This is a genomic window from Nonomuraea insulae (assembly GCF_042656245.1).
In genome coordinates this window covers 296,461-312,388 of sequence record NZ_JBHSPA010000022.1, presented here as the reverse complement: position 1 = coordinate 312,388, position 15,928 = coordinate 296,461, and the positions used below count along the sequence as shown (strand labels likewise).

At 71.3% G+C, this 15,928-nt stretch carries 19 protein-coding genes; 7 read left to right on the top strand and 12 right to left on the bottom strand.

Annotated elements, in window-relative coordinates; genetic code table 11:
- The first annotated feature begins 21 nt into the window (after nucleotides 1-21).
- Nucleotides 22-1,203, top strand: coding sequence for an MFS transporter (locus tag ACFPZ3_RS17400; RefSeq protein WP_379515147.1), 1,182 nt, complete (start codon nucleotides 22-24; stop codon nucleotides 1,201-1,203).
- Here the strand turns inward: ACFPZ3_RS17400 and ACFPZ3_RS17395 are convergent.
- The 4 genes from ACFPZ3_RS17395 to ACFPZ3_RS17380 are packed head-to-tail and all read right to left on the bottom strand — an operon-like array spanning nucleotide 1,196 to nucleotide 4,449.
- Complete coding sequence (locus tag ACFPZ3_RS17395; protein ID WP_379515146.1) at nucleotides 1,196-2,227, bottom strand: NAD(P)H-dependent flavin oxidoreductase; 1,032 nt, start codon at nucleotides 2,225-2,227, stop codon at nucleotides 1,196-1,198. The genes ACFPZ3_RS17400 and ACFPZ3_RS17395 overlap by 8 nt on opposite strands.
- Nucleotides 2,224-2,955 (bottom strand): CoA-transferase subunit beta, encoded by a 732-nt coding sequence (locus ACFPZ3_RS17390; RefSeq protein ID WP_379515145.1) that lies wholly within the window; start codon nucleotides 2,953-2,955, stop codon nucleotides 2,224-2,226. Before ACFPZ3_RS17390 ends, ACFPZ3_RS17395 begins: the two co-directional genes overlap by 4 nt.
- On the bottom strand, nucleotides 2,927-3,688 hold the full coding sequence (locus tag ACFPZ3_RS17385; RefSeq protein ID WP_379515190.1) for a CoA transferase subunit A: 762 nt from the start codon (nucleotides 3,686-3,688) through the stop codon (nucleotides 2,927-2,929). The genes ACFPZ3_RS17390 and ACFPZ3_RS17385 overlap by 29 nt, the downstream gene beginning before the upstream one ends.
- Nucleotides 3,689-3,720: 32 nt before the next feature.
- Entirely contained in the window at nucleotides 3,721-4,449 is a 729-nt protein-coding gene (locus tag ACFPZ3_RS17380) for an enoyl-CoA hydratase family protein (RefSeq protein WP_379515144.1), read from the bottom strand.
- Between the two features lie 45 nt (nucleotides 4,450-4,494).
- Here ACFPZ3_RS17380 and ACFPZ3_RS17375 point away from each other — a divergent pair, with 45 nt between their 5' ends.
- Nucleotides 4,495-5,274 (top strand): SDR family oxidoreductase, encoded by a 780-nt coding sequence (locus ACFPZ3_RS17375; protein WP_379515143.1) that lies wholly within the window; start codon nucleotides 4,495-4,497, stop codon nucleotides 5,272-5,274.
- Between the two features lie 59 nt (nucleotides 5,275-5,333).
- Here the strand turns inward: ACFPZ3_RS17375 and ACFPZ3_RS17370 are convergent, their stop codons facing one another.
- Nucleotides 5,334-5,987: an NIPSNAP family protein gene (locus tag ACFPZ3_RS17370; protein ID WP_379515142.1), complete on the bottom strand. Its 654-nt coding sequence runs from the start codon at nucleotides 5,985-5,987 to the stop codon at nucleotides 5,334-5,336.
- 204 nt (nucleotides 5,988-6,191) lie between these two features.
- On the opposite strand from ACFPZ3_RS17370, the gene ACFPZ3_RS17365 reads away from it, so the two are divergent.
- From ACFPZ3_RS17365 to ACFPZ3_RS17355, 3 genes are all read left to right on the top strand, one after another.
- On the top strand, nucleotides 6,192-6,479 hold the full coding sequence (locus ACFPZ3_RS17365; protein WP_379515141.1) for a hypothetical protein: 288 nt from the start codon (nucleotides 6,192-6,194) through the stop codon (nucleotides 6,477-6,479).
- Nucleotides 6,480-6,523: 44 nt separating this feature from the next.
- A complete protein-coding gene (locus ACFPZ3_RS17360; protein ID WP_379515140.1) occupies nucleotides 6,524-6,781 on the top strand; it encodes a hypothetical protein in 258 nt (85 codons plus the stop codon).
- Nucleotides 6,782-6,945: 164 nt separating this feature from the next.
- The gene (locus ACFPZ3_RS17355; RefSeq protein ID WP_379515139.1) at nucleotides 6,946-7,698 is read left to right on the top strand and encodes an ATP-grasp domain-containing protein; all 753 of its coding nucleotides are present in this window, start codon (nucleotides 6,946-6,948) and stop codon (nucleotides 7,696-7,698) included.
- Here ACFPZ3_RS17355 and ACFPZ3_RS17350 read toward each other — a convergent pair whose 3' ends face one another.
- From ACFPZ3_RS17350 to ACFPZ3_RS17320, 7 genes are read right to left on the bottom strand one after another with little or no spacing between them, the layout of a single operon-like run.
- Complete coding sequence (locus ACFPZ3_RS17350) at nucleotides 7,699-8,445, bottom strand: SDR family oxidoreductase (RefSeq protein ID WP_379515138.1); 747 nt, start codon at nucleotides 8,443-8,445, stop codon at nucleotides 7,699-7,701.
- A 43-nt stretch (nucleotides 8,446-8,488) separates the two neighbouring features.
- Complete coding sequence (locus ACFPZ3_RS17345; protein ID WP_379515137.1) at nucleotides 8,489-9,784, bottom strand: DUF2252 domain-containing protein; 1,296 nt, start codon at nucleotides 9,782-9,784, stop codon at nucleotides 8,489-8,491.
- A gap of 33 nt (nucleotides 9,785-9,817) precedes the next feature.
- Entirely contained in the window at nucleotides 9,818-10,900 is a 1,083-nt protein-coding gene (locus tag ACFPZ3_RS17340) for a hypothetical protein (protein ID WP_379515136.1), read from the bottom strand.
- The gene (locus tag ACFPZ3_RS17335) at nucleotides 10,897-11,226 is read right to left on the bottom strand and encodes a PadR family transcriptional regulator (protein WP_379515135.1); all 330 of its coding nucleotides are present in this window, start codon (nucleotides 11,224-11,226) and stop codon (nucleotides 10,897-10,899) included. Before ACFPZ3_RS17335 ends, ACFPZ3_RS17340 begins: the two co-directional genes overlap by 4 nt.
- 32 nt (nucleotides 11,227-11,258) lie before the next feature.
- Complete coding sequence (locus ACFPZ3_RS17330) at nucleotides 11,259-12,032, bottom strand: SDR family oxidoreductase (protein WP_379515134.1); 774 nt, start codon at nucleotides 12,030-12,032, stop codon at nucleotides 11,259-11,261.
- 12 nt (nucleotides 12,033-12,044) lie between these two features.
- Nucleotides 12,045-13,160, bottom strand: a complete 1,116-nt coding sequence (locus tag ACFPZ3_RS17325; RefSeq protein WP_379515133.1) for an acyl-CoA dehydrogenase family protein — start codon at nucleotides 13,158-13,160, stop codon at nucleotides 12,045-12,047.
- A complete protein-coding gene (locus ACFPZ3_RS17320) occupies nucleotides 13,147-13,668 on the bottom strand; it encodes a flavin reductase family protein (RefSeq protein ID WP_379515132.1) in 522 nt (173 codons plus the stop codon). Before ACFPZ3_RS17320 ends, ACFPZ3_RS17325 begins: the two co-directional genes overlap by 14 nt.
- Nucleotides 13,669-13,894: 226 nt before the next feature.
- Here ACFPZ3_RS17320 and ACFPZ3_RS17315 point away from each other — a divergent pair, with 226 nt between their 5' ends.
- Nucleotides 13,895-15,058 carry a thiolase C-terminal domain-containing protein gene (locus tag ACFPZ3_RS17315; protein ID WP_379515131.1) on the top strand — a complete coding sequence of 388 codons (1,164 nt, stop codon included), beginning with the start codon at nucleotides 13,895-13,897 and terminating at the stop codon, nucleotides 15,056-15,058.
- Nucleotides 15,058-15,492 (top strand): Zn-ribbon domain-containing OB-fold protein, encoded by a 435-nt coding sequence (locus tag ACFPZ3_RS17310; RefSeq protein WP_379515130.1) that lies wholly within the window; start codon nucleotides 15,058-15,060, stop codon nucleotides 15,490-15,492. Before ACFPZ3_RS17315 ends, ACFPZ3_RS17310 begins: the two co-directional genes overlap by 1 nt.
- Nucleotides 15,493-15,928 lie beyond the last annotated feature (436 nt).

Genomic DNA, 15,928 nt, shown 5'->3' with positions numbered 1-15,928 from the left:
ACGAACGAACCAGGGCACGACATGGCAGGGACGAACATGGCGCGGATGCCCGCCGGGCTCGTCGCGCTGGCCCTCGGCGGTTTCGGGATCGGCCTGACCGAGTTCGTCATCGCGGGCCTGCTGCCGGCGGTGAGCCGCGACCTGGCCGTGTCCGAGGCCGCGGCGGGCTGGCTGATCTCCGGCTACGCCCTGAGCGTCGCGGTCGGCGCCATCCTGCTGACCGCCGCCACCTCCTCGCTGCCCCGCAAGCCGGTCCTGGTCGGGCTGGTGGCGTTGTTCGTCGCCGGCAACCTGCTGTCCGCCCTCGCGCCCGACTACCCGTCGATGCTCCTGGGCCGGGTCGTCGCCGCGCTGTGCCACGGCTCGTTCTTCGGCCTCGGCTCGCTCGTCGCCCGGCGCATGGTCGCGCCGGAGCGGGCGTCGCGGGCGGTGGCGGTGATGTTCGCCGGTCTGACGGTCGCGAACGTCCTGGGCGTGCCCTTCGGCGCCCTCGTCGGCGAACGCTGGGGCTGGCGCGCCACCTTCTACGCGATCACCGTGCTCGGCGTGCTCGCCCTGATCGCGATCGCGACCCTGGTCCCGGCCTGGGCCGGGGCGGTGGAGGACGCGCACACCCGCGGGAGGCCCCAGCTCGGCGCGTTCCGCTCCTGGCAGGTGTGGCTGACCCTGGTGGCCACCGCCCTCGGCTACGGCGGCATGTTCGGCGCCTTCAGCTACATCGCCTACACCTTCACCGAGGTCACCGGCTTCTCCAGCCGCGACATGGCGTGGCTGCTCATCGTGTACGGCACCGGCCTGGTGATCGGGAACCTGGCCGGGGGACGGGCGGCCGACCACGACCGCGACCGTACGCTGATCGTCTCGCTGGCCGGTCTCACCATCACGCTCATCGCCTTCGGCCTGCTGGCGGACAGCCCGGTGGCCTCGGTGGCCCTGGTCTTCCTGCTGGGCGTGTTCGGGTTCGCCGGCGTGCCCGGCATGATCACCCGCGTCACCGACCACGCCCACGGGGTCCCGCTCGCCGCCAGCGCCAACGTCTCGGCCTCGAACGTCGGCAACGCCCTGGGCGCCTGGCTCGGCGGCCTGGCCATCACGGCCGGCTTCGGTTACACCGCCCCGCTGTACGTCGGCGCCGCCATCGTCCTGGTCGCCTTCGTCGTCATGATGTTCGCCGCCTTCCTCGACAGAGGCCGCGTCAAGTAACGGCGGTCAGCCGCGTCAGGGCGGCCTCCGCCTCCGTCATGATCCGCTCCACCAGCTCCCGGCACGACGGCAGGTCGTCGATCACCCCCACCACCTGCCCGGAGGCCATCACCCCCAGATCCACCCGCCCCTCCACCATGGCCGCCCGCAACAGGACAGGCGTGTTGGCCGCCTGCAACACCTGCGCCCACGTCAGCTCCCGCCCCCGCCGCATCCGCCGCCCCTCCCGGAGCATCGAACGCCACGACAACCGCGACAGCCGCTTGAACCGAGCCCCGTTCACCATGGCCCGCACCAGGCGGGAACGGTCGAGCGAGGCCACGAACGGCGTGTTCAGCACCCGGTGCGGCACCCCGTCCACGTTCGGCGTCACCACCGTCTCCCGCGCCGCCAGGTAGAACTTCTTCACCTCGTCGGGCACCGTGGAGTCGCTGGTCAGCAGGAACCGGGTGCCCATGGCGATCCCGCAGGCCCCGTACGCCAGCGCCGCCACCAGTCCGCGCCCGTCAAAGAACCCGCCCGCCGCGACCACCGGGATGTCCACGGCGTCCACCACCTGCGGCAACAGCAGCGTGGTGGCCACCGGCCCCGTGTGCCCGCCGCCCTCCCCGCCCTGCACGACGACGGCGTCCGCCCCCCACGCCGCCACCTTCTCGGCGTGCCGCCGCGCCCCCACCGACGGCATCGTCACCACGCCCGCGTCCTTGAGCCGGGCGATCAGCTCCCCGCGCGGCGCCATCGCGAACGACGCCACCCGCACTCCCTCCCTGACCAGCACCTCGACCCGCTCGGCCGCGTCGTCGGCGTCGGCACGCAGGTTCACCCCGAAGGGCGCCGACGTCCGCTCCTTCACCCGCCGGATCGCCGCCGTCATCTCGGGCACCGACATGGTGGCCGCCCCGATCACGCCCAGCCCGCCCGCCTCGGAGGTGGCCGCGGCCAGCCGGGCGCCGGCGACGTACCCCATGCCGGTCTGCACGATCGGGTACCGGCAGCCGACCAGCGCCGTCAGCGCGGTCCTCACGCCGCCACCTCGCGGTCGCGCAGGCGGCCGGGGTCGAGCCGGTCCAGGACGCGCAGCTCCTCGGCGGTGGGCTCCCGGCTCTGGGCGACATTTCGGGTATCGAGGTCGAAGCCCGTCGCCGCCGCCACGTCGTCCACGCTCACCCCCGGATGCACGGAGACCAGCCGCATCGCCCCGCCAGGCCCCCCGAAGTCCAGCACGGCCAGGTCCGTCACCACCCGCCGCAGCTCGTACGCCCCTCGATCCGTGCCGAGCCCGCTCACCATGTCCACCTCGGGCACGAAGACCCGCCTCGAATGCCGGGCGATCCAGTAGCTCGTCGGATCGCACCGAGTGTTCCCCGGCGCTCCCCGCACCCCCAGCAACTGCGCCTTGGGCCGCGCCCAGTCGCCGACGCAGGAGATGTTCGTGTTGCCGTACCGGTCGATCTGGCTCGCCCCGAGCATGACGTGCCGCCGCCCGTTCAGCACCAGCCACAGGTGATCGCGGAACGGCAGCCAGCCCTCCACCACCTCAGGCGCCGCCCCGAGCGCCGGCACGTCGCCGGTGAGCAGGCAGACGCCGTCGTGCGTGAGCAGCTCCGGCTCGAACGTCAGCCGCGCCAGCCGCGCCGCCAGCACCGTGACGGCGCCGCCGATCCCGGCCGCGAGGATCTCCCCATCGCCCCTGAACGCCTCCGCGCACGCCACCACGCAGATGTCAGCCCTGCTCACGGGCTTCCTCCACATACTGTCGCTGGGCGGCCTCGTCGCGCCCGTAGTCCGGCTCGCACGAGGTGAACCCGGCCCCGCCCGGCGCCTCCACCACGCCCGCCACCATGGACCGGCTGATCAGCAACGACTGCACGGGCCCCTCCTTCAGCAGGTCCGCCGTGTCCACCACCCGCTCGCACGACACGTAACACCGCCCGGCCGCCTTGGCGTAGAGGTCGTCGAAGTACGGATCGGGCCCCAGGTACTGGGCGTTGCCCCGCGCGTCGGCCCGGTTCAGGTGGACGAGCGCCACGTCCATGGTCAGCGCCGGCACCGCCACCAGCTCCTCCCCGTCCCCGTACGGCGAGCGCACGGTCCGCAGCTCGGGATTGACCCGCAGCACGTCCGAGCCCAGCCCCGCCCGCGTCGGCAGGAACGGCAGCCGGTGCGCCCCGGCCAGCAGCCCGAACATGAACATGCCCTCGTCGTACTCCGTGAACTCGATCTCCCCGCCCTGCCTGGCCCGCCTGAAGTGCGGTTCGAGGGGGATGGAGTCGAGCGTCACGAACGGGGCCACGACCCTGCGCACCTTCCCGGCCGCGCAGAGCATGCCGACGTCGGGGCCGCCGTAGGAGATGATCGTCAGGTCGCGGACGGGGGAGCGGAGCAGGGCGCTGACGAGGGTCATGGGCTTGCGGCGCGAGCCCCAGCCGCCGATCCCGACCGTCATCCCGCTCTCCACCGACGCGGCGACCTGCTCGGCCGTCATCACCTTGGTCACGGAAGGGCTGGCCGGGGAGCTCACTGGAACCGCTCCCTGTGCCGGTCGGCGACGCCCATGAGGTTCAGCTCGAAGGTGAAGCCCTGCTCGAAGCGGTAACTGCGGTTGACGTCCACGGGGTCGATGCCGTTGAGGGACTCCTTGGCCCGGCGGATCACGTACGGGTCCTTGTCCGCGATCTGACCCGCCACCTCCATCGCCGCGTCCCGCACCTTCTCGCGCGGCACCACCTCCAGCACGGACCCGAACGCGTGCAGCTCCGCCGCCGTGACGTTCCTGCACGTGTACACCATGGCCCGCACGAGTTGCCGCGGCACCAGCCTGGCCAGGTGGGTGGCCGCTCCCAGCGCGCCCCTGTCCACCTCCGGCAGCCCGAAGTAGGCATCCTCACTGGCCACCACGATGTCCGCGTTCCCCGCCAGCCCGATCCCGCCGCCCAGGCAGTGCCCGTGCACGGCGGCGACGACGGGCACCGCGCACTCGTACACCGCCGCGAACGCCGCATAACACGCCCGATTCACGCCGACCAGCGCCTCGAACCCCTCGGCGTCCCGTAACTCCTTGATGTCCACCCCGGCGTTGAACCCCCGGCCCTCGGCTCGCAGCACCACCACCCTGGTCCCGGGATCCTCCCCGGCCGACCGGACGGCCCGCGCCAGCTCCTCCCAGTCGCGCACGGCCAGCGCGTTCACCGGGGGCACGTCCATGACGACCTCGGCGACGGGCCCGCCCAGCAGCGAGATCCCCATAGTGCTCCTATCTGCACCTAACGCTTGCTTGGTACGGTAGCATCCGTGACCGTCACTTACGACTACGCGGGCAAGGCCGTCCTGGTGACCGGCGGCACCAGAGGCATCGGCGCCGGCATCGCCAGAGCCTTCCGCGACGCGGGCGCCGAAGTCACCATCTGCGCCCGCACCCCACCCCAGCCGGACGCGCGCATCCCCCTCGGGGTGGCCGAGCCGCCCCACGCCGGGGCGTACCGGTTCGTGCAGGCGGATGTGCGCGACCCCGAGGACGTCGATCGGCTGATCTCCGGGTTCGACCGCCTCGACGTGGTGATCAACAACGCGGGCGGCTCACCTCACGCACCGCTGGAGGGCACCTCGCCGCGCCTGCACGCCCGCGTCATCGAGCTCAACCTGACGGCCCCGCTCCTGATCTCGCAGCGCGCCCACCCCCTGCTCGCCGCCGCCGGCGGAGCCATCGTGATGATCGGCAGCGCGAGCGGCGCCCGCCCCTCGCCCGGCACCGCCGCGTACGGCGCCGCCAAGGCCGGCCTGCACCACCTGGCCCGCTGCCTGGCCGCCGAATGGGCCCCACGGGTGCGCGTCAACACGGTCGTCGTGGGCCTGGCCGCCACCCAGGACGCCGCCGGCCACTACGGGGGCCGATCCGACCTGGACGAAAGGGCCGTCCCGGCCGGCCGGATGGCCACCCCCGCCGACGTGGCCCAGGCATGCCTGTGGCTGGCCGCCCCCGGCTACGTGACCGGCGCCGAGGTACGCGTGGACGGCGGCGGCGAGGTCCCCGCCTGGCACCACCTGGTCGCGGAGGAGACGTCAGCGCAGTGACGAGCGGCGGGTCCTGGGTGGGTCGGCGCAGTGACGAGGGGGGCGCTCCCGGGGGTGGGTCAGCGCAGTGACGAGCGGGCGGTGGGCTGTAGGCGCAGGCGTTCCGGGGGCGCGGTGAGGTGGGTCTTCAGCATCGGCAGGTCCACCTCCCGCTCGTCCTCCGGCGTCTCGAAGCGGGCGAACCACACGAACACGTTCTCCCCGGCCCGTACGGGCAGCCGCGGATAGGTGTTGTCCGCGTGCTCGCTCTCCAGGCAGGCGACCGGCGGCACCCCGGCCCCGGCCAGCACGGGGGCGACCTCACGGGCGAAGAAGGCGGCGAAGCCGTCCTCGACGTGGTAGATCGTGGCGACGTACAGGGACGATGGCGGTTCCCCCGCGCCCACCGGCGGCCGCTCCCAGGAGGGGAACTCGGGCCCCGCCGGCCGCAGCAGCAGCACGTCGTCGGAGTCGACCAGGATGGCGTTGGCGGCGGAGCGGTGGGCCTGCCACACGGGCCCGCCGTAGAACGCCTCCAGCGACGCCCGTCGCGCCTCCATGTCGGGGAAGGCCCGCAGCCAGGGGAAGGTGTCAGGCTCGCCGGCCTCGCGGAAGGTGCCGGCGACGCGCATGCCCACAGCCTCCTGTGTCTCGACGAACTCCCGCTCGAACAGTGAGATCAGCGTGTCCCGCAGGCCGGGGCGCGTCGTGTAGTGCCGCAGCTCGTAGATCATGCGCCGGACGTTAGGCCCGCGTCGCTGACATCTTGTGTCAGCGTATGGTCCGAACAATATTCTGATCACTCAGAGCTACATAATGGCAACTCTTAGTTATATGCTCGCACTGACCTTGATCCCCCGAGGTCAAGGAAGGTCAAAGGGGCGGGGGCGCGTCTTGGGCCCTGACGGCCGCCGTCTCCGAAGGGCGAAGGAGCACAAGTGATCAAAAGGATGTGCGCCGCCACGGCCGTGCTGGCAGCGGTCGCCGGCGGCACACTACTGGCAGTCCCCGCTCACGCTGACGACGACTGGCTTGGTCCGTGGGCCGGCGGCAACTGGTCCACGAACCGGAGTGGCAACAACGGCTCGACCCAGTCGGGCAACAACTTCGGCGACGTCCTCGCCCAGAACGACGGCGACGGATATTCGACGAACGTCAACAACGTCAACGGCTTCGCCCAGACCGCTACCAACGGCGGGATCGCGGTGACGTACATCTTCGACTGACCGGCTGACGTCCGGGAATTACAGCACTCTGAAAGGACATCTTCATGATGAAGAAGCTCTGCGTGACCGGTCTCATCGCGGCCGCGGCCGGCATGACCCTGCTGTCGGCCCCCGCGCTGGCCGACACGAACGCCGGCAACACCAGCTCCAACGTCGACTCCTCGCAGTCGGGCAACAACTTCGGCAACGTCGCCAACGTCAACGTGAACGGCCACGGCGCGACCGGCATCAACAACGTCAACGGCAACACCGTGACCGGCACCAACGGCAGCGACGTCGTCGTGGACGACGTGCACGACTAGTCCGGCGGGTCGCGCCGCGGACCGCCAGAACGCGGCGGTGTCCGGAGCGTGCGCGAGCCGGGTCCGGTTTGATCCGGCTCGCGCCGTATTAGCATCCATGCGTGACTACCTGTGCTTATGTAACTTCCGCGGGTCCCGAGGGCCACGATGACGAGAGCGGTCCGATGGTGGCGGCCTGGCAGGAGTCCGGCATCGGCGGGCGCGTCGAACGCTGGGACGATCCGGCCGTCGACTGGAGCGCGTACGACGCCGTGGTGGTCCGGTCCGTCTGGGACTACATCTTCAGGCGGGAGGAGTTCCTGACGTGGGCGCGGGGCGTGGAGTCCGTCACGAGGCTGCTGAACCCGTACGCCGTGCTGGAGTCCAACACCGACAAGACCTACCTGCGCGACCTCGGCGTGCCGACGGTGCCCACACACTGGACGTCGGAAGGGCTGCCGGACTGGCCGGAATACGTCGTCAAGCCGGCCGTCTCCGGCGGCGCCCGCGACACCACCAGGACCGCCGACCGCGCCGAGGCCATGGCGCTGGCCGCGGCGCTGGAGGCCGCGGGACGCACGCCGATGGTGCAGCCCTACCTCGACATGGTGGAGGCGGAGGGTGAGACCTCGCTGCTGTACTTCAACGGCCGCCTCAGCCACACCGTCCGCCGCAGCCCCATGCTCGCCCACGGGGCGGGTCCTGAGGACGACGCCCGGGCCCAGCTCCGCACACCAGCCCCGGACCAGGTCGAACTTGCCGAGAAGGTGCTCACCGCCGTACCCCATGTCCTTCTCTATGCCAGGATCGACCTGGTCCGGCTCTCCAGCGGCGCTCCCGCCGTCATCGAGGTGGAGCTGACCGAGCCGTACCTCTTCCTGAGCCACGAGCCGTCGGCGCCGGCGAACTTCGCCAGGGCGCTGCGCGAGCTGCTCTGATCAGCAGGTGATCCCGCCGTCCACCGGGATCACCGCCCCCGTGAGGTACGCCCCCGCCCGCGACGACAGATAGATCGCCGTGCCCGCCATGTCCTCCGGCCGGCCGATGCGCCCCAGGGGCACGTTCGAGGCGATGGCCGCCCGGGTGGCCGGGTCGTCGAGCGCGAAGGCCATCATCTTGGAGTCGAAGGGCCCGGGCGCGATGGCGTTGACCGTGATGTGCTGCTTCGCCAGCTGCTTGGCCAGGTGCCGGGTCAGCATGTGCACGGCGGCCTTCGTCGAGGAGTAGGCGTAGCTCTCCAGCGCGGGCACCTTGATGCCGTCGATCGAGCCCACGTTGATCACCCGGGCCGGATCCTCGGCCCCGGCCGCCTCCCTCAACCGGGGCAGGAACTTCCGCGTCAGGTAGAAGACGCCTTTGACGTTGATGTCCCAGAGCTTGTCGAAGGCGTGCTCCGGGTACTCCTCCAGCGGCGCGCCCCAGGTCGCCCCCGCGTTGTTCACCAGCACGTGCAGCGGCCCTTCCACGGCCGACACCAGCCGCTCCACCCCCTCGGGCGTGGACAGGTCGGCCGGCACGGCGAAGCAGCCGAGCTCGGCCGCCGTCTTCTCCACCTCGGCCGCCTTGCGGGCGGAGATGTAGACCGTCGCCCCCGCCTCCACGAAGCCGGCGGCGATCATGCGCCCGATGCCCCGCGAGCCGCCGGTCACGACGACGGTCTTGCCTTCCACTGAGAACAGAGTCATGTTCTGGCAGCATGCCATACCGACCGGTCGGTTGCCAGTGCGCTCACACGCCGGGCAGACGCCCGTTGCGGAACAGGTCCACGAACCTCTGATGGTCCTCCCGCGCCTGCACCCCGTACTTGTGGGCGAAGTCCACCAGCATCCCGATGAATCCGGCCCTGTCGTTGCCGATCACCGCCACGATCGCCTCCTCCGTCGAGAAGTCCACCAGGTCGTGGCTGGACTCGTCGTCGGCCACGGAGTGCATGCGCGCCACCGCCCGCCCCAGGTCCTGCACGATCGAGCGCAGCTCGTCCGGCTCGTTGACGTCGTCCCAGTCCAGGTCGGCGGAGTACGGAGACACCTCGGCCACGAGCTGCCCCACCCCGTCGAGCGCGGTGTAACCCAGCCAGGGATCGGCGTAGGCCTGCAACGCCCGCTGAGACTCGGCCGTGCGATGCCCCTGGTGCAGGAAGTAGGAGGCCACCTTCTCGTCGGTGACGTGCCGCGCCGCCGCCGGCACCGCCGCCTGCTTCATGTACAGGATCACGTCGTTCTCCAGCGCCTGCGAGCGCCCTTCGAGCAGCAGGTTGTACGACGGCAGCCCCGCCGACCCGATGCCCACGCCCTTGCGCAGCGCCACGTCCTTGATCACGTGCTCGACGGGGTTGGCCGTCACCGGCAGCGTGCCCAGGTAGTCGTCGAACGCCGCCAGCACGGCCCGCCTGGTCGCCGCGTCCACCGGCTCGCGCCCCTCCATGAGCGCGAAGCGCCGGTCGTAGTCGTCGACCACGGTCTCCACGTCCAGCAGCGCCACGCGGGTGCTGAGCCGGGCCCGCTGGAGCACGCGGTGCAGCACGCCGCTGGTGGTGCCGAGGGTGAGCGAGCCGATCGCGTCGTCCCCGCCGGCCGCGATGGCGCCCAGCTCCACCAGGTACGCGGCGGCGAAGTCGGTCACGAGCACGCTGATGGAGTCGTCGGACAGCGCCTTGGCGTAGCCGAGCAGGGCCACGCTGCCGGCGAACCGTTTGAGGTCCCAGACGTACGGCCCCACGTACGCCTCGTCGAAGTCGTTGACGTTGAACACCAGCACGCCGGAAGCGTTCATGTACGTGCCGAAGTTCTCGGCGTGCAGGTCACCGTGGATCCACACTCTGCTGGTCGGCCCGTCGAGGTAGGACTCGTCGGCGTATCTTCCCGCCATGTCCGCGTAGAACAGGCTGGCGCTGCCCCGGTAGAAGGCGAAGGGTGTCGCCGCCATTTTCCGAAATTTCCGCCTGAAAGCGGCGGGGTCTCGCTTGATCGACTCGCCGAACTCCGTCATGAGGACATCGAGCAGGAAGGAAGAGCGTGTGCCCATGTTTCGGACCTTAAATCCGAATCCCGCTTCCGCCTACCCTGATCTTTCCCTGACAGGGTTGGGCAGAGCTCGCAAACCCACCACGGCGAGCATGACGGAGAGCGCCCCGAGCAGCACACACTGCGCGCAGGCCGTGCCCCACATGGCGCCTTCCGGCAGGCTCTCGAGCTCCGGCAGCCGGGCCAGCAGCAGGAGCGACCCGGCGCCCGCCAGCGCGAGCGACCATGACGCGGAGTGCCGCCCAGCCAGCACGGCCACTGAAGCGGCGGCCCACACCAGGACCGCCAGCCCGAGGTGCAGCCACAGGTAGAGCCAGTCCGATCCCTGCGGCTCCAGCGCGATCACCAGCCTGTCGCAGCCCACCGCCGCCAGGCCCGCGGCCACGACCGACAGCGTGAGCCGCCACGAACGGCGCCACGGCGTGACGTCGCTGTGGAAGCCGAGCAGGAGCGCGATCACCGGCACGACCGTGAACATCAGATCGGCCGCCTCCGTCAGCGGCCGGGGCCCGGCCAGGACCATGGGGACCAGGAAGTAGGCCACCGTGGGCACGGCGCCGATCAGGGCCGTGACCTTCGCCAGCCGGACCCGGCCGCGCATGATGGCCATGAACGCGACGGCCCAGCAGACGGTCGCCCCCATGTTGCCGATGTACACCAGGCGAACGAACGAGCCGGGCGCGCCGATCGGGACGAACTCGGCGCCGAAGACGAGCGCGCCGACCCAGGAGAGGATCAGCTGGACGGCGTTCAGGCTCTGGTAGGCAAGCCCGAGCAGCGCCACGAGCCGGACGGCCTCGCCCCAGGCGAAATAGCGGGGGGTAGCGCTCGCACCGCCGAGCCGCACCCGCAGGGACAGGGCCAGCGCGCTGGCGACCTCGCCCGCGCTGGGCCGCGGGTTCACCTCGTCGGGCGCCTCGCCCGACGACTCCATGAAAGCGTCCACCATCTCCTCCTCGCGCCCGGCGCGGTAGGAGGCGGGCAGCAGGCGCAGCACGGAGCGATAACGCCGTTCGAGCAAACTCACGCCGTCCACGAGGCTCGGGCCCTCCGTGAGGCTCACGCCGTCCGTGAGGCTCGGGCCGTCCGCGGGGCTCACGCCGTCCCCCGCGCTCACGCCGTCCCTCCGGCGGCTCTGGCGCGCAGGCGGGCGGTGGCGGTCTCGGCGGTGGCGGCCATCCTGGCCGCCTCGTCCCGCAGGGCCCGCGCGCCCTCGTCGGTCAGCCGGTAGTAGCGCCGCAGCCGCCCCCGCTGGGCCTCCTCCCGGTCGAGCACCACCAGTCCGGCTGCGGAGAGCCGGTCGAGCACGCCGTAGAGCGTGCCGATCTTGAGTTGTACGCGCCCCCCGGACAACCGATCGACCTCCTGGACGATCCCGTAGCCGTGGCGGGGCTCGTCCACCAGCGCGGTCAGCGCCAGGAACATGGGCTCCGTGATATTCACAGACCCACGATATCCTGTCCCGCAAGATATCGTCAGGGATGTTGCGAGGAGACCGAGACGACCTCGCCCGTCATGTACGAGGCATAGTCGCTGGCCAGGAAGACGATCACGTTCGCCACCTCCCAAGGCTCCGCCGACCGCCCGAACGCCTCCTTGGCCGTCAGCTCCGCCAGCAGCTCCTCGCTGGTCACCTTCGCCAGGAACGGGTGCACGGCCAGCGACGGCGCCACGGCGTTGACCCGTACGCCGTGCTCGGCCACCTCCAGCGCGACGCACCTGGTCAGCGCCATCACCCCGGCCTTGGCCGCCGCGTAGTGCGCCTGCCCTCGCTGGGCCCGCCAGCCGATCACCGAGGCGTTGTTGACGATGGCGCCCGAGCCCTGGGCGATCATCTGCCGGAGCGCGGCCCTGGTGCAGCGCATGGTGCCGTTCAGGGTGACGTCGACGACCGCGTGCCACTGCTCGTCGGACATCTCGGCCAGGGGCGCCGTACCGCCGAGTCCGGCGTTGTTGACCACCACGTCCAGCCGGCCGTGCGCCTCCACCACCGCGTCGAACAGCGCCAGCACCTGCGGCTCCGACGTGACGTCGCACGGGACGGCGAGCGGTTTGACGCCGGTGAGGTCGGTCAGCGCGTCGGCGGCGGCGCTCAGGCGGCGCTCGTGCATGTCCGAGACGACGATCGTGGCGCCCTCCTCGGCGCAGCGCCTGGCCGTGGCGTAGCCGATGCCCGCGCCCGCGGCGGCCGTGACCAGCGTGACCTTGCCGTCGAGCAGGCCGTGCGCCTTCGGGTAGGGCGGTGACATCGGCGGCTCCAATCAGCGGGGGAGTCCCAGGGTGCGCTCGGCGATGATGTTGCGCTGGATCTCGCTGGAACCGGCATAGATCGTGTCCGCGCGGCTGAACAGGTAGAGCCGCTGCAACTCGCCGAGCTCTCCCACGAGTCCCGCCCTGCCCTGTACGGCCTGCGCCAGCTCGCCCAGCCTGCGGTGCCACTCCGACCAGTACAGCTTGGCGATCGACGCCTCGGGGCCGGGGTCGGGGCGGAGCATCCTGAGGGCGTTGAGCCGCATGATCTCCAGCTCCAGCCACGACCGCACGAGCCGGTCGCGCAGCACGGGATCGTCGGCCGCGCCCGTGCGCCGCGCCGTCTCGATGACCTGGGCCAGCTCCCGCCTGAACCCGATCTGCTGGCCGAGGGTGGAGGCGCCGCGCTCGTACCCGAGGGTGGCCATGGCGACCCGCCAGCCGTCGCCCGGCGCTCCGACGACGTTGCCGGCCGCCGTCCGCGCGCCGTCGAAGAACACCTCGTTGAACTCGGAGGTCCCGGTGAGCTGCACGATCGGCCGCACCTCGACGCCGGGTCGCCGCATGGGGACCAGCAGGTACGACAGCCCGTGATGGCGGCGGGAGCCCTCTTCCGTACGGCACAGGACGAAGCACCAGTCGGCCACGTGCGCCAGCGACGTCCACACCTTCTGGCCCGTGACCACCCACTCCTCGCCTTCGAGCCGGGCCCTGGTCTGGACGTTCGCCAGGTCGGAGCCGGCCTCGGGCTCGGAGTAGCCCTGGCACCACAGCTCCTCGCCGCGCTGAATCGGGGGCAGGAAACGGTCTTTCTGCTCGTCGGTGCCGAATTCGAGGATGGTCGGGCCGATCAGGCCCTCGCCGATGTGGCCCACCCGGGCGGGGGCGTCGGCCTTGGCGTACTCCTCGTGGAAGGCGACCTGGTCCTCCAGGGAGGCGTCGCGGCCCCCGTACCGGCGGGGCCAGGCCAGGCAGGTCCAGCCGTGCTCGCCGAGGTGACGCTCCCAGGCCAGGCGAAGTTCGTGCCCTTCGTGTTCGCGGCCCGGCCCGCCGAGGCCCCTCGCGTGGGCGAACTCCCCGCCGAGGCTCTCCGCCAGCCAGGACCGCGCCTCCTCACGAAGGCTCAACGAACCCCCCATAACCACCGCGGAAGAACACCAGCGGGCCGCCGTCGGCGTGCGTGTCGAGCTGCAGCACCCTGGCCACGACGATCATGTGGTCGCCCGCCAGGTGCTCGTTCTCGACCGCGCAGTCGAGCCAGGCCAGCGTGCCTTCGAGCACCGGGTTGCCGCCGGGGGAGCCGGTCCACGCGAGACCGGCGAACTTGTCGCCGCCCTTGGCCGCCATCTGCGCGCAGACGGCCTGCTGGTCCTCGGCCAGCACGTTCACGGTGATGACCTTGGAGCCGCGCACCCGGGGCCAGCTCGTGCTCGTGTGCGCCACGCAGAACGCCACCAGGGGCGGGTTGAGCGAGACCGAGGTGAAGGAGTTGGCCGCCAGCCCGCACGGCTGCCCGTTCAGCGGATCGACGGCGGTGATCGCCACGATGCCGGTCGCGAACCTGCCCAGGACCTGACGGAAACGGCGGCTGTCGAGGTGACCGTTCGGGCTGTGATGGGGTTGGCCCGTCGGCATGGCGGCTCCGTCGCGAATCCTGCGCTGATGGGGCGTCGGAAGGCCGCGACAACCGTCCGGCGCGATGAGCCGGGCAGAGTGTGTGCTCATTGGTCCGCCTCCTCGTCCACTGCGCCCATCATACCAAGCGCTTGCTTGGACGCTAGGGGGAAGCCGGAACCGGTGTCAAGTCGTGCCGCCCGACCAGCGTTGACACGGGCTAAAGAGGCTGCCTACCGTGACCATTGTGCCCAAGCGCTTGCTTGATTTCCGTGACCGCACCGCGATCGCCGGGGTCGGCTACACCCCCTTCACCAAGAACTCCGGCGTCAGCACCCTCACCCTGGCCTGCCGCGCCGTACTGGCCGCCCTGGAGGACGCCGGCCTGTCGCCCGACGACGTGGACGGCCTGGCCACGCACCGGGTCGGCGACTCGGCCCCGCCCACCCTGGTCGGCCCCGCGCTGGGGCTGAGCGACCTCTCCTGGCACCTCGACCAGTTCGGCGGCGGCAGCGTCTCCCACGCCGTCGTCGGCCAGGCCGCGCTCGCGGTCGCCGCGGGCATGGCCGACACCGTCGTCTGCTACCGGGCCATCAACGCCCGCTCCGAGTTCCGCATGGGCGGGACCGGCCGGGGCGTGCCGGTGAGCCCGGAGGTGCAGTACCAGGCCCCGTACGGGTACGTGGCGCCGCCCCAGCACTACGCCATGTACGCCCGCGCCCACATGCTCCGCTACGGCACCAGGCCCGAGCACTTCGGCCACCTGGCGATCACCCAGCGCGCCAACGCCGCCAAGAACCCGCGCGCTCTCATGCGCACCCCGATCACCATGGACGACTACCTGTCCAGCCGGTGGATCGCCGAGCCGTTCCGCCTGCTGGACTGCTGCCTGGAGACCGACGGGGCTTGCGCCGTGGTCGTCACCACGGCGGACCGCGCCCGCTCGCTGCGCCGCCCGCCGGTCCTCATCTCGGCCGCGGCCTGGGGCGGCGGCACCTCCCACCTCTCGTGCGCGGACCCCACGGTGACGGCTGCCGCCGCCCTGGCCCCGCGCCTGTACGCGCAGGCGGGGCTCGGGCCCGAAGACATCGACGTGGCCGAGTTGTACGACTGCTTCACCTACTCGGTGATCGTCCAGCTGGAGGACTACGGCTTCTGCGCCAAGGGCGAGGGCGGCCCGTACGCTGCCTCGGGCGCCACTTCCCTGGACGGCCCGCTCCCGGTCAACACGCACGGCGGTTTCCTGTCCGAGGGATACGTGCACGGCATCAACCACATCGCGGAGGCGGTGTCCCAGCTCAGGGGCGACGCCGGGGACCGCCAGGTGCCGGGCGCGGAGGTGGCGCTCTCGACGGCCCAGCCCGGCTACATCCTGCCCGCCACCTCCGCCCTGATCCTGAGGAGCGCCTGATGTACCTTCCGCAGCCCGACAGGGACTCCGCGCCGTGGTGGGAACGGGTCGCCGCGGGGGAGTTCGCGGTGCAGGAATGCGACTCCTGCGGCACGTCGCGCTTCCCGCCGCGGGCGTTCTGCCCGCGATGCCGTACGGAGGGGTGGCACTGGCACGAGGCGGAGCCCGAGGGGACGGTGGAGAGCTGGATCGTCAGCCATCAGCCGTTCGTTCCTGGGCGGCGCGATCCATACCTAGTGGTAATGATTCGTTTGGCCGTGGTGCCGGAGTGTCTGGTGTACGGGAACTGGCGCGGGGAGCGGCCTCCGGCGTACGGGGAGCGGGTGCGGGGTGTGTACACCGAGGTCGAGGAGGGGGTGACGCTGCTGGACTGGGCGCCGGCCGACGCCGGGAACCCGCATCCCCATCCGCTCCGGCGCAATCCCTCCCATTAGTTGACCGTTGGCCTGGAAATTGGATTTGTACCGGAAAATCCCACCAGTCCCACCATCATGAAACCTGCCCACGCGTCGGGCTTCGAGGGTCGATGATTGTGATGTAGGCGTCGTCGACGTGGACGGCCAGGACTTGGCGGCAGACGTGAGCGGTACGGACCCGGTGGTGCACATGGCCCCGATCCCGCCTGCCCGCGCCCCGCCGGTCCAGGACACGGAAAAGCCCCCATCAGGAGATGGAGGCGTATGTCGTGGCCGGTCCTCGGAGGAAAACGCGTCCTGGCGGGCGTGGGGGACCCGCCAGGACGCGTTTCCTGCCCCGTGTGCGACGGCGCCAGGACTCCGGCGAGGGATGGAGTCCTAGACCGTTGGTCCGCACACGGAGTCGATGGGGGAGCGTGAAGATCCCTGTCGTCGGCAACGTGCGGCGATGTGT

Excerpts from the sequence above, each read along its gene's own strand:
- ACFPZ3_RS17400 (WP_379515147.1), top strand. The coding sequence starts at position 22 with ATGGCAGGGACGAACATGGCGCGGATGCCCGCCGGGCTCGTCGCGCTG.
- ACFPZ3_RS17390 (WP_379515145.1), bottom strand. The coding sequence starts at position 2,955 with ATGTGGAGGAAGCCCGTGAGCAGGGCTGACATCTGCGTGGTGGCGTGC.
- ACFPZ3_RS17385 (WP_379515190.1), bottom strand. The coding sequence starts at position 3,688 with ATGACGGCCGAGCAGGTCGCCGCGTCGGTGGAGAGCGGGATGACGGTC.
- ACFPZ3_RS17380 (WP_379515144.1), bottom strand. The coding sequence starts at position 4,449 with ATGGGGATCTCGCTGCTGGGCGGGCCCGTCGCCGAGGTCGTCATGGAC.
- ACFPZ3_RS17370 (WP_379515142.1), bottom strand. The coding sequence starts at position 5,987 with ATGATCTACGAGCTGCGGCACTACACGACGCGCCCCGGCCTGCGGGAC.
- ACFPZ3_RS17360 (WP_379515140.1), top strand. The coding sequence starts at position 6,524 with ATGATGAAGAAGCTCTGCGTGACCGGTCTCATCGCGGCCGCGGCCGGC.
- ACFPZ3_RS17355 (WP_379515139.1), top strand. The coding sequence starts at position 6,946 with ATGGTGGCGGCCTGGCAGGAGTCCGGCATCGGCGGGCGCGTCGAACGC.
- ACFPZ3_RS17350 (WP_379515138.1), bottom strand. The coding sequence starts at position 8,445 with ATGACTCTGTTCTCAGTGGAAGGCAAGACCGTCGTCGTGACCGGCGGC.
- ACFPZ3_RS17345 (WP_379515137.1), bottom strand. The coding sequence starts at position 9,784 with ATGGGCACACGCTCTTCCTTCCTGCTCGATGTCCTCATGACGGAGTTC.
- ACFPZ3_RS17330 (WP_379515134.1), bottom strand. The coding sequence starts at position 12,032 with ATGTCACCGCCCTACCCGAAGGCGCACGGCCTGCTCGACGGCAAGGTC.
- ACFPZ3_RS17320 (WP_379515132.1), bottom strand. The coding sequence starts at position 13,668 with ATGCCGACGGGCCAACCCCATCACAGCCCGAACGGTCACCTCGACAGC.
- ACFPZ3_RS17310 (WP_379515130.1), top strand. The coding sequence starts at position 15,058 with ATGTACCTTCCGCAGCCCGACAGGGACTCCGCGCCGTGGTGGGAACGG.